Origin of the sequence: Pseudomonas sp. MH9.2 (genome assembly GCF_034353875.1) — a bacterium.
Taxonomy (GTDB): domain Bacteria; phylum Pseudomonadota; class Gammaproteobacteria; order Pseudomonadales; family Pseudomonadaceae; genus Aquipseudomonas.
Map to the genome: position 1 here is coordinate 4,052,824 of NZ_CP133784.1, position 13,850 is coordinate 4,066,673.

A 13,850-nucleotide genomic window follows, 5' to 3' on the forward strand; every position below is an offset into this window, starting at 1 on the left:
TACATGATGGCTATGTTTTGTCATGCTCTACGCACCCCGTTTCTGGCGGGCCTGATCACTGCCATCGGCAGCCTGGCAAGCCTGACCATGGCTGCCGAGGTACCGGTGGGCACGGTTATCTCGGCTGCCAACCTCGACCAGATCAAGGGCAACACCTTTGAAGGTCACACCATCGCCAGTCTGTTGACCGAGAAGATGGAATGGCGCATCCGCAACGATGGCTGGAAACTGCCATTGGCCGCTTCCAGGGAAGTACCGCTGGACCCCCGCTGGGTCAAAGCGTCCAATGCCAACGCAGGCAAGACCTCTATCAACCGGCAGGAATGCCGTATCGACGGTTGGGGGGCGGGCGCACCGTTCCCGAACATAGACGTGAAGGACCCTGAGGCGGCCGAGAAGATCGTCTGGAACTGGCACTTGGGTCAACTGGTAGGCGATGTCTCGCAAGTACCGGGTTACACCCAAGTACTGATCGATGGCAAGAAAGGCGTACACGCCGAGCCGGTGGCTGAGTTCACCCGTTACGCCATGAAGGGTCGCCTGACGGGTGGCAGCACTGTTGAAGGTGATGGCAGTGAGCGCGGTCGTCAGCTGCTGTACTTCAAGTCTCCGTCCGATATGAAGGGGCTGGGTACTTACACCGTTATGTATGACTCGGCGAAAGTGAACAGCGTGTGGGCCTATATCCCGGCTGTTCGCCGCGTGCGCCAGCTGTCTGGGGGAGCCTGGATGGACCCGGTGGGCTCATCTGACCAGCTGCAGGATGATCTGGAAATCTTCAACGCCCGTCCATGCTGGTATCCGGAATACAAGCTACTGGGTAAGCGCAGCATTCTGGCGGTGACCGCGAGCAAGACCGGAACCGATATCTGGAACAAGGAAGGTAAAACGTTTGCCGAACGGTATCCGATTCTGCAGAACGAGCCACCTTACTGGAACATGAACGGCAACAACTACGAAGTGCGTGAAGTCTACGTCATCGAAGCCATTACTCCGTCCATCCACCCTTACAGCAAAAAGGTGCTCTACATCGATGTGAAATACCCGCGTATTCACTACGGTGAGGCCTACAACCGCAAGGGCGAGTTCTGGAAGTTTATGGAATTTCACTCCTATGCCAACGTCACCGATGGCGATATCCGTACCACCGCAGGGGCGGTCATTGATTACCAGCGTAACCACGCGACTGTCTCGCTGATCGACACCACCAGTTGGCGTACCAACTTCGTCGCCAAGCCTACCGACTTTTCGTTACAGGCATTGCAGGGCGCTGGTCACTAACGCCTGACGGTCCATCTTTATGTGCGCCCGTTGCCCGGACCCGTCGTGGTTCGGGTAATTGATGAGGCCCTGATTCCGTACTAAAAGAACAACAATAAAGCGGTCGCCCCGGCCTTGCGCCGTTTCTGCGACCCGAGGAGTGTTGTGTGTCGTTGATGCAAGCAGCCCGTCTTCACGAAATAGGCGGTCGATTTATTGTCGACCATATCCCTGTCCCCACTCCCGGCCCTCACGATGTGCTGATCAAGGTCGCGGCCAGTGGGATCATTCCTAACCTGAAAAACGTCACCACCCATTTCCCTGAGTGGTATCCCTTTTTACCGCTGCCCGAGCTGCCGGCCATTTTTGGCCTGGACTCGGCCGGTACGGTGGCGGCGGTCGGCTCCGCAGTTACTGTGTTCAAACCCGGGGATCGGGTCTACGTCAATCCGGGCATCGGTTGTGGCGAGTGTCGCTGGTGCCGTGAAGGTGAAGCGCCGCGTTGCCAGGCCTACACCTTCATGGGTTACTTCGGCTTTGGGCCAGGCTCGCAGCAGGTATTCAAGCGTTATCCCTACGCCGGTTATGGCCAATACATGACGGCCCATGGCAACAATCTGGTGCGTCTGCCCGAGTGCCTGAGCTTTGCCCACGCTACCCGCTTTGGCTATCTGGGTACTGCTTATTCGGCAATCCGCAAGGCGGCCCTGCGCCCTTCGCAGAGCGTTCTTATTCTTGGGGCAAGCGGAACCCTCGGTGTTGGTGCGACCCTTCTTTCCTTGGCATTCGGTGCTGCGCGAGTCGTGGTAGTCGCCCGCGATGCCGACGCCCTGAAACGGCTCAAGGCCCTTGATCCTAGGCGTGTCGTACCGGTGCTGATAGGGGGCGGCGTGATTCATGAACAAGTGCTGGCGCAGGTGCCGGGCGGTGTTGATGTGATGCTCGATACCTTGGGTGCCAAGGCTCCCGCGCACTTGTCGGTGGATGCCATGCAGGCAGTCGGCCGTGGCGGTCGGATCGTACAGATTGGTGGCGTGGCCGGTCCTATCCCGATTGATCCGCACCCCTTTATGTGTGCGCAACTGCAATACATTGGCTCGCTGTGGTTCACCACCGCAGAGGCAGAGGAAATGGCCAGCATGGTCGAGTCCGGTATCCTCGATCTGTCGCTGCTCGAGTCGCACGCTTATCCGCTGGAGCGCCTCAACGATGCGCTGGATGATATCCAGACTCAGGGCAATGGCTTCAGCAATTTCCACATCGCTTACCAATAATCGAGTGCTGGCGGCGGCACAGCGGTGCACGTCGCCCAGCCACAGTGGAGAAACCCATGAAGCGTGCACAACGTGTAGTGACCGGGCATGACGCCCAGGGTCGTTCCTGCGTGGTCAGTTCCGGTCCGGTTGCGGGCGATGAATCCTTCACCCATATCCCGGGCTTTAGTGCAGCCCTGTTCTGGAAGACCGATGCACAACCGCAAGTCGGTGGCGAGGCGCAAGATCCTTTAAGCCATGTGACCTCGGTGTTGCCTGCTGTGGCGGGAACCAGTGTCATGCTGGTGAGCTTCCCGCCGGAGTCGACCGAGGTGCCGGTGGATGCCGATCCACTGGCCGCGGATGAGATGAATGCACGCGTTCCGGGTCTGGCGCAGACCTTCGAAGCTGATGCGCCGGGCTTTCACCGCACCGATACCATTGATTACGGCGTCATTGTCGACGGCGAGCTGACGTTGCTACTTGATGACGGGGAAAGCGCCTTGCTCAAAGCCGGTGACGTGGTTGTGCAGATGGGTACGCGACACGCTTGGCGTAACACCGGTAACAGTCCGGCACGGGTGATGTTCGTCATGGTCGGTGCCACGCGTCGTTGATGTTATCTCCGGTCATTTTCAAGGGAGGGCCGTGAGGGGTGGTCAATTGTCCAGGCGGCCAATAAGTGATTGATTCGATGGGATTATTTGCAGGGGATCCGAGGATGGCGTGACGTTCTAAAGTGGGTGTCTCATCGGTCGTTTTAAATACTTATATTTGAGCGTTCAGGCACGTTAAATGCTTGGTTCAGGGGGTAGTTATCCATACCTGAACCAGGTGATACCAAACGGTGAGGCGCGCTGGGTTTTTGCGAGGTGATTACCTCGTTCCTTGCGGTGATTACACCTCGCCGCGCACTGAAACTGTGCGTATTTGCCCTGGGAATGGTGGCAAGTGGCTCAGCCAGCGACTGCGATAACAAGAATGATCTGCGGCACGTACTGTGGATCTTATAAATCGTGTGATATCGCGATCTGGATGCCTGGCCAGGTCGTAGAGGGTTGTACATGGAACAGCTTAGTTTCCGTCCGGTCACTGCTCCTGAGGCTGTACTTGCGCGTTACGAAATTTGTCGAACCCGTGATCTTGAGGAGGCCCGCCAATGCGGCGAAAAAATATTCTGCGAAAACCACCTCTGTAATCTGGATGCAAAAAGCTCGCTAAACACCAGCATTTTTTACCGTCGGGCGGGTGGTATCGGTATTGGCCGAATGAGTTACGGTGGTGCGTTGACCATCAAACCGGGGGTACTCGATACCTTTGCCTTGATCCAGATGCCGATTCGCGGTGAGGAGCAGATTCAGTTAGGCGAACAGAAAGTGCTGTGCAACCCAAGCATGGGCACGGTGATCAACGCCCACACGAAATCACTGATCAACCACCGTCCCAATACCGAAAAACTGATCATCCGTATTGAACGCAGCCTGATTGAGCAGCATTGCCAGCAGTTGCTGGGCCGCACCCTGACCAAAAACATTGAATTCGAGTCTGCCATCCCGATCGCTAGTGAATCCGGCGCACGCTGGTTGCGTATGGTCAGTTGGGTGTATGACTGCCTTTCGCAGGATGACGATCTGTCGCCTTTGATGTCTGCCCAATTGGAAAGTGGCCTGGTTCACATGCTGCTGACCAATCAACCACACAACTATTCGGCGGAGATTTTGGCCGACGTTCCCTCGCTTGCGCCTTCGTTCGTCAAGCGTGTCGAACGCTACATCGAAGACCACGCGCACGAACCGATTACCATCGTCGACATGGCTGAGCACGCTGGCGTCAGCAGTCGTTCGTTGTTCACGGGCTTTCGGCGTTACCGCGATACATCACCCATGCTGTACCTCAAGGAAATGCGTCTGCGTCGCGTCAATGAAGAGCTGCTGCGGCTGAGTTCGGGCAGCGAAACAGTAACAGCGGTCGCCTTCCGCTGGGGGTTCAATCACCTAGGGCACTTCACCACTGATTACAAACGTCGCTTCGGCGAAAGCCCTTCTGCAACCCTGGCGCGCTGAGCGCGCCGTCATCCCTACAGGCCCTGCATCTTTTTGCGCTGGAAGGATAAGCGAAACGGTATCGGGATCGTCAGCCCTCCTGGAGGTTCTTAGGATGACTGCAACAGCGCCGCACAGGGCGGCGCCGATCCTGTTAGCAAGGGAATCAGTATGTCCGAGCAACCTATCATTCGTCGGCGCATCGTCAAAACGGGTATCAGCGATGCCCGCGTCAACAACTCCAAAACACAAAGCCAGTACCAACCTTACAAAGATGCGGCCTGGGGCTTTATCAATCACTGGTATCCAGCCCTGTTCACCCATGAACTGGCCGAGGACCAGGTTGAAGGTATCCAGATTTGCGGCGTGCCAATTGTCCTGCGTCGCGTCAACGGCAAGGTCTATGCGCTCAAGGACCAGTGCTTGCACCGTGGTGTGCGTCTTTCCGAAAAACCGATGTGCTTCACCAAGAGCACTATTTCCTGCTGGTACCACGGTTTTACCTTCGATCTGGAGAGTGGCACCCTGGTGACCATCGTCGCCAACCCGGACGACAAACTGATTGGCACCACCGGTATCACCACTTACCCGGTGCACGAAATCAACGGCATGATTTTCGTATTCGTGCGAGAAGACAGCTTCCCCAATGAAGATGTGCCACCGCTGGCAGACGACTTGCCGTTCCGTTTTCCGGAAAATAGCGAAGCCTTCCCGCACCCGCTGTGGCCTGCCTCGCCGAGCGTACTGGATGAAAATGCCGTGGCCCTGGGCATGCACCGCACCGGCTACGGTAACTGGCGTATTGCGTGTGAAAACGGCTTCGACAACGCTCACATCCTGGTGCACAAGGACAACACCATCGTTCACGCCATGGATTGGGTGCTCCCGCTGGGCCTGTTGCCGGCCGCCGACGACTGCATTGCGGTGGTCGAGAATGAAACCGGACCTAAAGGTCTGATGCAATGGATGTTCACCGAGAAGTGGAAGCCGGTGCTGGAGAACGACCTTCTGGGGTTGAAAGTGGATGGCCTCAAAGGACGTTTCTACCGGACCTCCGTGGTCCTGCCGGGCGTGCTTATGGTGGAAAACTGGCCAAGCGAGCACATGACGCAGTACGAGTGGTATGTGCCGATTACCGACGACACCCACGAGTATTGGGAAATCCTTGTGCGAGTGTGCAACACCGATGAAGAGCGTGAGAAAAACCAGTATCGCTACGACCGCGTGTACAAGCCACTTTGCCTGCACGGTTTCAACGATTGTGATCTGTACGCCCGCGAAGCCATGCAGAACTTCTACACCGATGGTACCGGTTGGGACGATGAGCAACTGGTGGCGACCGATATCTCCCCGATCACCTGGCGCAAGCTGGCTTCGCGCTGGAATCGCGGTATCGCTAAACCGGGACGTGGTGTTGCCGGTTCGGTGAAGGATTCCAGCCTGATCTTCAAGGACACCGCCGACGGTCATCGCCCAGGCTACAAAGTCCGTCAGATCGAGGACTGAGGTGACCGAGCCAGCGTTTTTCACGAAGCGCTGGCTCACTTTTTGGTGGAGCCCCCTATGCCCAAGTTAACCCCTCCAGTCAGTCAGTTTGTGTCGGTCGATGGCGTTCGTCTGCATTATCAGGTCGTTGGCCAAGACACCCCTCGATTGCCGGTCATATTTACCCATGGTGGTGGTCCGGGCAGCACAGCCTGGAGCAATTTCCGTCTGAGTGCTGAGACGTTCGCGACTCGGCACCGTTGCTACTTCCTCGATTTTGCCCAGTTCGGCCGCTCGGATATGGTTCCGGTTCACGGGCCTCTGTTAGGTTGGCATGCACGCAAATTGTTGGGTTTCATGGACGCTCTTGGCCTGGAACGTGTGCATCTGATCAACCAGTCTCTTGGCGGCGCGGTGGCTTTGCGCCTGGCCGCAGACTCTCCGCAGCGCGTTGGCCGGTTGATCAGTATCGGCGCGCAGCCCGTCGATCGCGGTGTACTGCAGCCGCTGCCGCTGTTCAGTAAGCACGCCGCGACTTTGATGAGTGACTACTACCTCGCTGATGATGGTCCGAGCATCAGTAAGATGCGTGTGCTGCTGGGACGTTATGAGCTACACAACGATGAGCTGCTGGACGACGAAAACCTGCACCTGCGTTTCGAGGCCAGTGATAACGCCGGCTTTATCCAGCTGCTGCAAACCCCTGGTGCATTTGGCGAGTGGGAAAGCCTGCTGCCAGTGCTTGATCAGGTTCAGGCACCCACCTTGCTGTGCTGGGGCCTTCATGACTGGTTTGGCAGCGTCGATGTGCCGATGATGATGCTCAATCGCCTGCCCGACGCCCGCCTGCACGTATTCGGCAACGCTGCCCACCACCTGCAGAGCGAGTGCCCGGATGAGTTCAACCGCCTGGCCTTGAGCTTTATCGGAGCACACGAATGAACCTGCCAAGCGATCTGCATTACCTCGAGATGCACGAGCTGTCGCTGCTGATCCGCAGCCGCAAGCTGTCTCCGGTGGAGGTTACCGAGGCGCAGTTGGCCCGCATCGCCGAACTGGACCCGGGTCTGCACAGCTACGCCCGGGTGACCCCGGAGCTGGCCTTGCAGCAAGCGCGAGAAGCCGAGCAAGAGTTGGCTAATGGCACCTGCCGCAGCCCGCTGCATGGCATTCCGGTGGCGTACAAGGATCTGTTTGACACGGCCGGTGTGGTTACCGCAGTAGGCATGCCCTTGCACGCTTCGCGTATCCCTGATCAGGATGCCACCGTTGTCTCCCGTTTACGTGAAGCCGGCGCAGTAATGCTGGGCAAGCTGCAAATGACCGAGGGTGCTTTCGCTATCCACCACCCGAACATCACCGCGCCGAACAACCCCTGGCACCCGGGGCATTGGACCGGTGCTTCGTCCAGCGGCTGCGGCGTGGCCACCGCTGCGGGACTGTGTTACGCCTCAATCGGTAGCGATACCGGCGGCTCGATTCGCTTCCCCTGTGCCGCCAACGGCCTGACCGGGTTGAAGCCGACCTGGGGGCGAGTCAGCCGTCATGGCGCCTTTGAACTGGCCGCAAGCCTCGACCACGTAGGGCCAATTACCCGTAGTGCGCGTGATGCGCTGTTCCTGCTTTCTACTATCGCCGGCCATGACCTGCTTGATCCCACCTCCCAGCCCAGCGTGTGCCTGGAGGTTCCCGGGATCGACGACAGCTTCCGCGGGTTGCGAGTAGGCATTGATGAAAGTTGGCTCAGCGATGGCGTGGATCCTGTGATCCAGCAGGCGTTACAGCAGATCATGGCGATGATCCGTGCCGGTGGCGGTAAGTTGCTGAGCATTCGGATGCCCGACACCCGCGCCGTCAGCCAGAATTGGGAGGCACACTGCGGCGTACAGACCGCTGTGGCGCATGCCGATACCTATCCGCTGCACGCCAGCCAGTACGGCCCGGCGTTACGGCGGCTGATCGACGGCGGGCGAGAGCTGAACGGCATGGACTATCAGCGGATTCTGTTGGAAGCACAGCGATTCACCGGTCAGGTCGAGATGCTTTTGTATGAACTGGACCTGCTGCTGGCTCCGGTGCAACCCTATGCCGCGCCGACTCACGAGCAACTGTCCAGCCTGGCATTGGACCCTGAGGCCAACCGCCGCCTGATCCAGTTCACCGCACCCTTTAACGTCAGTGGTCACCCCTGTATCAGCCTGCCGATTGGCCTGACCGAAGGCGGTCTGCCGATTGGTGGGCAGTTCATCGGGCGTAAAGGGGGCGAAGCCACGCTGTGCCGCGCGGGTATGGCGGTGCAGCGGGTCAGCGATTGGCATCGGCTGCGGCCGCAGTGCCTAAAATGAGGTTACGTCGATGATCCAGCCCGCTCCGTCTGTCCAGCCGCTGAACTGTTCGGATCAGCGCTACGCCCTGGGCGTTCGCGAGGAGCGGGTATGAGCGAAGGCTTATCGATGTGACCCCCTCGACCGAGCTGCTCGAGTACCAGCACCTGCAGGCGCTGCGTTCGCACGATCTCGACGAGGTGCGCGATAGGGTGTCGTCGATGTTTTGCGAACATCAACTGCTGGTCAAGGGGGGGAGCGGCTCAACTACCGCCACGCGCACCTGCGCACTGGACGGCTGAGTTTCAGCCAGATGAGCTACGGGGCCCAAGTGAGTGTAGCGCCCGGTAGCTTGGGGGATTTCTACCTCGTGCAGTTGCCGCTGGCTGGAAGCGACCTGCAGTGTGTTGGCGGCCGTGAGCTGTACAGCAATCATCGCTATGGCTCCGTGCATGCGCCGCACGAAGCCCTGGAAATGAACTGGAGCCACGACTGCCGCAAGTTGGTGGTGCGTTTCGATCGCGAAGCGCTGGAGCAGCACGCGGCCAGCATGTTCGGACGCAGCCTGTACAAGCCTTTGGGATTTCATCCCACCATGAGCCTGGATCACCCGGCCTGTGCTGCCTGGAGCAGCAGCGCGCAACATATTTTTGCCGAGATGCAACGCTCGCCGCAGTTGTTTGACCTGCCTCTGATCCGTACCCAGTTCGAACAGACGTTGATGACGACGCTCCTGAGCTGGCAGCCGCACAGTTTACGGTGTGAGCTGGAGCAGACCATGCCGCGTCTGTTGCCTCGTCATGTCAAAGTTGCAGTCGATTACATGCAAGCGTACCCGGAACAGCCCATCACCATCGAGACCCTTGCAGCCGTCAGTGCAGTCAGCGGCCGCACGCTGTTTGCCGGGTTTGAAAAGTTTCTCGGTTTGAGTCCCATGCGCTATCTGCGTGACATTCGTCTGGAGCGCGTGCGCCAAGATCTGCTCGACCCCGGGCAGCCGCACAGCGTCACCGAAATCGCCACCCGCTGGGGTTTCTTCCAGCTCGGGCGACTGGCCGCCGAGTACCGTCGGCGTTACTCCGAGACACCCAGGGAAACGCTGGTTCGCTCGCGAGGGTAGGGGGGGTGCATGTCGGGCAGGGACCCTCTGCGTTAATTCCCGCACTTTATGCATACCCTCTGCGCAATGCGCATATTGCCTATGCCTGCACTGCTCCACATTGGCTGCACGGACTGCATCGCGTCGTCCGGACTACCACTATGGAGCGAAACCCAATGAGAACGATCACAATCGTCGGTGCCGGGCAGGCAGGTCTACAACTTGGCATTGGTTTGCTGCAACAGGGCTACACCGTCAACCTTATTTCCAACCGTACCGGTGCGGAAATCGCGGCGGGCAGGGTGCTGTCCAGTCAGTCAATGTATGACATGGCGCTGGGTTTTGAACGTGAGCTGGGCCTGGCGCTGTGGGACGACATCTGCCCACCCACTGTGGGTGTGCACTTGCGCGCGGGTAACGGCGAAGGTCTGGGAGTGGACTGGCGGGCCCGTATGCAGGCTCCTGGTCAGTCGGTAGATCAGCGCATCAAGATGCCACGCTGGATGGAAGAATTTCAAAGTCAGGGCGGCAACCTGATTATCGAAGAAGCCGGTCTGGCCGAACTTGAGCGTTATGCCGACAGCAGCGATCTGGTCATCGTGGCCAGTGGCAAAGGCGAGATCGGCAAGTTGTTTGAGCGTGACGCCGAACGTAGCGTGTTTGATCGTCCGCAGCGCACCATTTCGTTGACCTACGTGCACGGGATGCTTCCACGTAGCGACTACAGCGCACTCAATATCAGCATCAATCCGGGCATTGGCGAATACGTCAATTTCCCCTGCATTACCCATACCGGCCCCGGCGATATCATCAACCTGGAATGTATCGAAGGTGGCCCGATGGATCGCTGGGGCGAGGTCAGCACCCCGGCCGAACACCTCGAATTGGCGGTGGAATTGATCCACGAATTCTTCCCCTGGGAGGCTCCGCGCTGTAAAAACCTGCGCCTGACCGACGAGCTCGGCACGCTGGTAGGTCGCCTGACGCCTACGGTGCGCAAGCCGATCGGTGTACTGCCCTCTGGGCGCACCGTACTCGGTATGGCCGACGTGCTGGTGCTCAACGACCCCATCACCGGGCAGGGCTCAAACAACGCCAGCAAGTGCGCCAATGTGTACATGAAGGCAATTCTCGAACGCGGCGAACTGAACTTTGACGACAACTGGAAGCAGGCAACCTTCGAAAGGTACTGGGACTATGCCCAGTGGGTAGCGCTTTTCACCAATACTCACCTGTTACCTCCGCCGGAATCCATCATGCGGGTGTTCGCAGCCTGCGCGCAAAACCCGCAGATTGCCTCAACCGTGGCCAACGCATTCGACGATCCAAAGAGCCTTCGGCCCTGGTACTACGATGTGCAGGAAGCCGAGCGCTTCATCGAAAGTTTTCCAGTGGCAGAGGGCGTCTGAGATGGGGGCTTTCAACTCTGGCACCTGGCGTTTCTCCGGCATTGCTACGGCACTGCTTTTAGCGGGCGCACCCTGTCACTTTGCTCAGGCCACTCAGGGCACTTTCCCTCATGGTTACGGGGTTAAATCCGAGGGCATGGGCGGCGTGGTACTGGCCCTGCCTCAGGACGCGCTGGTTGGCGCGTCGAACCCGGCCGGCATGGCGTGGGTCGGTGATCGAGTGGATGCCGGGGTCGCCTTGCTGAAGGTCGACAACGGCGTGGAGTTTGCCGGAAAAACCATCAGCGGTAGCGCAGACAATGATCTGTACATCATTCCCCAGCTGGGTGTGAACCACATGCTCGATGAGGTCAGCAGTGTTGGCCTTTCGGTGGTGGGTAACGGTGTTGGCACGGACTATAGCCGTGAAAGCAACGTGGGCGGCCTGCAGAGTCCCGGCGCAACGCTTCAGCAGATGGTTGCGACCCTTAGCTATGCGCGCAAGATTTCCGAGCGACACAGCCTGGGCGTAGGCCTGCTATTGATCCGACAGCAGCTTGATATCGACGGCACCAGCAGTATCGGCTTGCCGGAAGGGCGCGACGAGTCCTACGGCGGCGGTTTGCGTGTGGGCTATCTGGGGCGCATCACCGATGAGCTGAGCCTCGGAGCCAGCTATGCGACGCGTGGCTACATGTCGAAAATGAAGCATTTTGACAAGCTGCTGGCCGAGGGTGGAGACCTCGATATGCCCTCCACTTATGGCGTCGGGCTGAGCTACAAACGCGGTGACTGGACGTTGGCTGCCGACCTGCAAAAAATTCTCTGGCGCGATGTGAAGGCTTATGGCAACCCCGGCGTAGGCCGTGCCACGGGGGCTCCGGGCGAGAGCGATGGTCCTGGTTTCGGCTGGCACGACCAGACGGTATACCGCGTGGGTGTGGCGTACGAAGCCACGCGTGATCTGACCCTGCGCGTGGGCTACAACGACGCCAACCAACTGCTGGATAGCCGCGACGGTTACCTCGGCACGCTGGCGCCCGCCGCCAACCATCGCCACGTCACGCTGGGTACCACCTACCGTCTGGGCGGCGGCAACGAGGTGTCGTTCGCTTATGCGCGATCGTTCATGGACAAGGTTAACGGCGATGGTCAGGGACCGGATGCCGTGAGCTCGCCTTACATGAGCCAACACTGGTTTTCGCTCAGCTACGGCCTGGCGTTCTAAGGGGGGATGTTTGAATGATTGATACCACCGCTTTACGTCAGGCCCTCGGCCACTTTGCCACCGGCGTCACTGTAGTGACGACCCGGGATGTCGGGGGGGAGCCCATTGGTGTGACGGCCAGCAGCTTCAACACGGTTTCGCTGGACCCACCGCTGGTGCTCTGGAGTATCGGCCGCAACGCCTTGAGTTATCCGGTGTTCTCAGAGGCCGAACACTTCGCCATACATGTGCTGGGTGACGAGCAGGAGGCGTGGTCGAACCGTTTCGGTCGGGCATCAGAGGCCAAGTTCAGTGGCCTGGACTTCGGCGAAGGCGTTGGCGGTGTGCCGCTGCTGAATGGCTGTCCAGCGCGTTTCGAGTGCCGTATCGAGCACCGCTATGAAGGCGGCGACCACCAGATTCTGGTCGGGCGAGTGCTGCGGATGGAGCTGGGGGCAGAGGATGCCCGCCCGCTGTTGTTCCATCGTGGGCGATACGCCGGGCTGGACTCATTACCGAGGGGGTGACGGTATTCAGCCCTTTTCACGGCAGCCAGCCATGGCTGCCTTTTTTTGCAAGAAACTGCGCTCTTGGGATAACCGCGTAGCTCAAAGGAGCGCAGTCAGCTGCTGCTACTTCCTAATATCGAGAGCATGACCAGCCCCCTCCGGAGCGCTGGTGGTTTGCTACCACCACGCTCCAGCACGGCTTCGCCAGAACCACGCAATTCCCGTACTCCGGTGGAATCCTGTTTATGAATGAACCAGTGCATCAAGTCACCCTGAACTTCGCCGATGGCGTCACCCGCAGCTTCAGCGTCGCACCGAACAGCAATATTCTCGATGCCGCCATCGAAGCGCAAATGCCGGTGCTCTTCCAGTGCCGCTCCGGCAGTTGCTCAAGCTGCATCAGCACCCTGACAGAGGGCGAGGCGCTAACCCGTCCGGGCGCCAGTTCGACCTTGCTGGCCAGCGAGTTCGCGGCCGGCCAGCGTCTGCTATGCGTCTGCCAAGCCGAGTCCGATTGCACCTTCGACCTCGGCTACGGCAGTGAAGTCGGCTCCAGTGCGGCGCATGAAGTACACGCCTTTATCGACTCGGTCGAACGTATCGCCAGCAATGTGATGCGCGTGACTCTGGAATTGGCCGAAGGCGAATGGATGGAGTTCCGCCCGGGCCAGTTCATGCAGATTGTTGTGCCAGGCCTTGGTGTGTTGCGCAGCTACTCGCCAGCGAGTACCCAGCAGAGCTTGCCAAAGATGGAGTTCCTGATCCGTCTGCTACCCGGTGGGGCGATGTCCGAGTTTCTGGAGTCCGTGGCCGAGTCCGATCAGGTCCTGAATCTGAGCGGTCCTTATGGCGCGTTCTTCCTGCGTGAGGAGCACAAACGTGCGCCGCATATTTTTGTCGCGGGCGGCACTGGCCTGGCGCCGATCCTGTCAATGATCGACGCGCTGCGTCAGGGCAGCGGGCGCAAGCCACCGATGCTCCTGACCTTCGGCTGCGCGGTGCCCGAAGCGCTGTTCTCGCTTGAGGACATTGAGTTGCGTCAGCAATGGTTGCCGTCCCTCGAGACGCGCATCTGTGTCGACCGCGAAGCCACCGACGGCCTGCATCAGGGCAGCCCGGTCAGCGCATTGCGAGAAGGTGACATCAACCATCCTGACGCCGTGGCTTACCTGTGCGGCCCGCAGCCCATGATTGACGCCGCCACCAAGCGCCTGATCGAGCTGGGCATGAAGTCGCAAAATATTTTTGCCGAACAGTTTGTCGCCAGTAATTGAGGAAGTGCG

The 13,850-nt window shown here is 59.1% G+C and carries 13 protein-coding genes; all 13 read left to right on the forward strand.

What is annotated here, in order from left to right:
• Window positions 1-3 precede the first annotated feature (3 nt).
• The 13 genes from RHM55_RS18670 (at window position 4) to RHM55_RS18730 (ending at window position 13,841) form a co-directional block, all read left to right on the forward strand.
• A complete protein-coding gene (locus tag RHM55_RS18670) occupies window positions 4-1,281 on the forward strand; it encodes a DUF1329 domain-containing protein (RefSeq protein ID WP_322177754.1) in 1,278 nt (425 codons plus the stop codon).
• A gap of 155 nt (window positions 1,282-1,436) precedes the next feature.
• On the forward strand, window positions 1,437-2,534 hold the full coding sequence (locus tag RHM55_RS18675) for an alcohol dehydrogenase catalytic domain-containing protein (RefSeq protein WP_322183019.1): 1,098 nt from the start codon (window positions 1,437-1,439) through the stop codon (window positions 2,532-2,534).
• Between the two features lie 56 nt (window positions 2,535-2,590).
• Window positions 2,591-3,130: a cupin domain-containing protein gene (locus tag RHM55_RS18680; RefSeq protein ID WP_322177755.1), complete on the forward strand. Its 540-nt coding sequence runs from the start codon at window positions 2,591-2,593 to the stop codon at window positions 3,128-3,130.
• A gap of 447 nt (window positions 3,131-3,577) precedes the next feature.
• Window positions 3,578-4,576, forward strand: a complete 999-nt coding sequence (locus RHM55_RS18685) for an AraC family transcriptional regulator (RefSeq protein WP_322177756.1) — start codon at window positions 3,578-3,580, stop codon at window positions 4,574-4,576.
• A gap of 150 nt (window positions 4,577-4,726) precedes the next feature.
• Window positions 4,727-6,061, forward strand: a complete 1,335-nt coding sequence (locus tag RHM55_RS18690) for a Rieske 2Fe-2S domain-containing protein (RefSeq protein ID WP_322177757.1) — start codon at window positions 4,727-4,729, stop codon at window positions 6,059-6,061.
• A 57-nt stretch (window positions 6,062-6,118) separates the two neighbouring features.
• Window positions 6,119-6,982: an alpha/beta hydrolase gene (locus RHM55_RS18695; protein ID WP_322177758.1), complete on the forward strand. Its 864-nt coding sequence runs from the start codon at window positions 6,119-6,121 to the stop codon at window positions 6,980-6,982.
• Window positions 6,979-8,385, forward strand: a complete 1,407-nt coding sequence (locus RHM55_RS18700; RefSeq protein ID WP_322177759.1) for an amidase — start codon at window positions 6,979-6,981, stop codon at window positions 8,383-8,385. The genes RHM55_RS18695 and RHM55_RS18700 overlap by 4 nt, the downstream gene beginning before the upstream one ends.
• Window positions 8,386-8,495: 110 nt before the next feature.
• Window positions 8,496-8,666: a hypothetical protein gene (locus RHM55_RS18705; RefSeq protein WP_322177760.1), complete on the forward strand. Its 171-nt coding sequence runs from the start codon at window positions 8,496-8,498 to the stop codon at window positions 8,664-8,666.
• Between the two features lie 11 nt (window positions 8,667-8,677).
• On the forward strand, window positions 8,678-9,484 hold the full coding sequence (locus RHM55_RS18710) for an AraC family transcriptional regulator (RefSeq protein ID WP_322177761.1): 807 nt from the start codon (window positions 8,678-8,680) through the stop codon (window positions 9,482-9,484).
• A gap of 155 nt (window positions 9,485-9,639) precedes the next feature.
• Window positions 9,640-10,872, forward strand: a complete 1,233-nt coding sequence (locus RHM55_RS18715; protein ID WP_322177762.1) for a styrene monooxygenase/indole monooxygenase family protein — start codon at window positions 9,640-9,642, stop codon at window positions 10,870-10,872.
• A gap of 1 nt (window position 10,873) precedes the next feature.
• Window positions 10,874-12,079, forward strand: coding sequence for an OmpP1/FadL family transporter (locus RHM55_RS18720; protein ID WP_322177763.1), 1,206 nt, complete (start codon window positions 10,874-10,876; stop codon window positions 12,077-12,079).
• 14 nt (window positions 12,080-12,093) lie between these two features.
• Window positions 12,094-12,585 carry a flavin reductase family protein gene (locus tag RHM55_RS18725; protein ID WP_322177764.1) on the forward strand — a complete coding sequence of 164 codons (492 nt, stop codon included), beginning with the start codon at window positions 12,094-12,096 and terminating at the stop codon, window positions 12,583-12,585.
• 227 nt (window positions 12,586-12,812) lie between these two features.
• Window positions 12,813-13,841 (forward strand): FAD-binding oxidoreductase, encoded by a 1,029-nt coding sequence (locus tag RHM55_RS18730; RefSeq protein WP_322177765.1) that lies wholly within the window; start codon window positions 12,813-12,815, stop codon window positions 13,839-13,841.
• Window positions 13,842-13,850: the final 9 nt, after the last annotated feature.

Excerpts from the sequence above, each read along its gene's own strand:
- RHM55_RS18720 (WP_322177763.1), top strand. The coding sequence starts at position 10,874 with ATGGGGGCTTTCAACTCTGGCACCTGGCGTTTCTCCGGCATTGCTACG.
- RHM55_RS18670 (WP_322177754.1), top strand. The coding sequence starts at position 4 with ATGATGGCTATGTTTTGTCATGCTCTACGCACCCCGTTTCTGGCGGGC.
- RHM55_RS18700 (WP_322177759.1), top strand. The coding sequence starts at position 6,979 with ATGAACCTGCCAAGCGATCTGCATTACCTCGAGATGCACGAGCTGTCG.
- RHM55_RS18675 (WP_322183019.1), top strand. The coding sequence starts at position 1,437 with ATGCAAGCAGCCCGTCTTCACGAAATAGGCGGTCGATTTATTGTCGAC.
- RHM55_RS18690 (WP_322177757.1), top strand. The coding sequence starts at position 4,727 with ATGTCCGAGCAACCTATCATTCGTCGGCGCATCGTCAAAACGGGTATC.
- RHM55_RS18730 (WP_322177765.1), top strand. The coding sequence starts at position 12,813 with ATGAATGAACCAGTGCATCAAGTCACCCTGAACTTCGCCGATGGCGTC.
- RHM55_RS18715 (WP_322177762.1), top strand. The coding sequence starts at position 9,640 with ATGAGAACGATCACAATCGTCGGTGCCGGGCAGGCAGGTCTACAACTT.
- RHM55_RS18710 (WP_322177761.1), top strand. The coding sequence starts at position 8,678 with ATGAGCTACGGGGCCCAAGTGAGTGTAGCGCCCGGTAGCTTGGGGGAT.
- RHM55_RS18680 (WP_322177755.1), top strand. The coding sequence starts at position 2,591 with ATGAAGCGTGCACAACGTGTAGTGACCGGGCATGACGCCCAGGGTCGT.
- RHM55_RS18725 (WP_322177764.1), top strand. The coding sequence starts at position 12,094 with ATGATTGATACCACCGCTTTACGTCAGGCCCTCGGCCACTTTGCCACC.
- RHM55_RS18695 (WP_322177758.1), top strand. The coding sequence starts at position 6,119 with ATGCCCAAGTTAACCCCTCCAGTCAGTCAGTTTGTGTCGGTCGATGGC.
- RHM55_RS18685 (WP_322177756.1), top strand. The coding sequence starts at position 3,578 with ATGGAACAGCTTAGTTTCCGTCCGGTCACTGCTCCTGAGGCTGTACTT.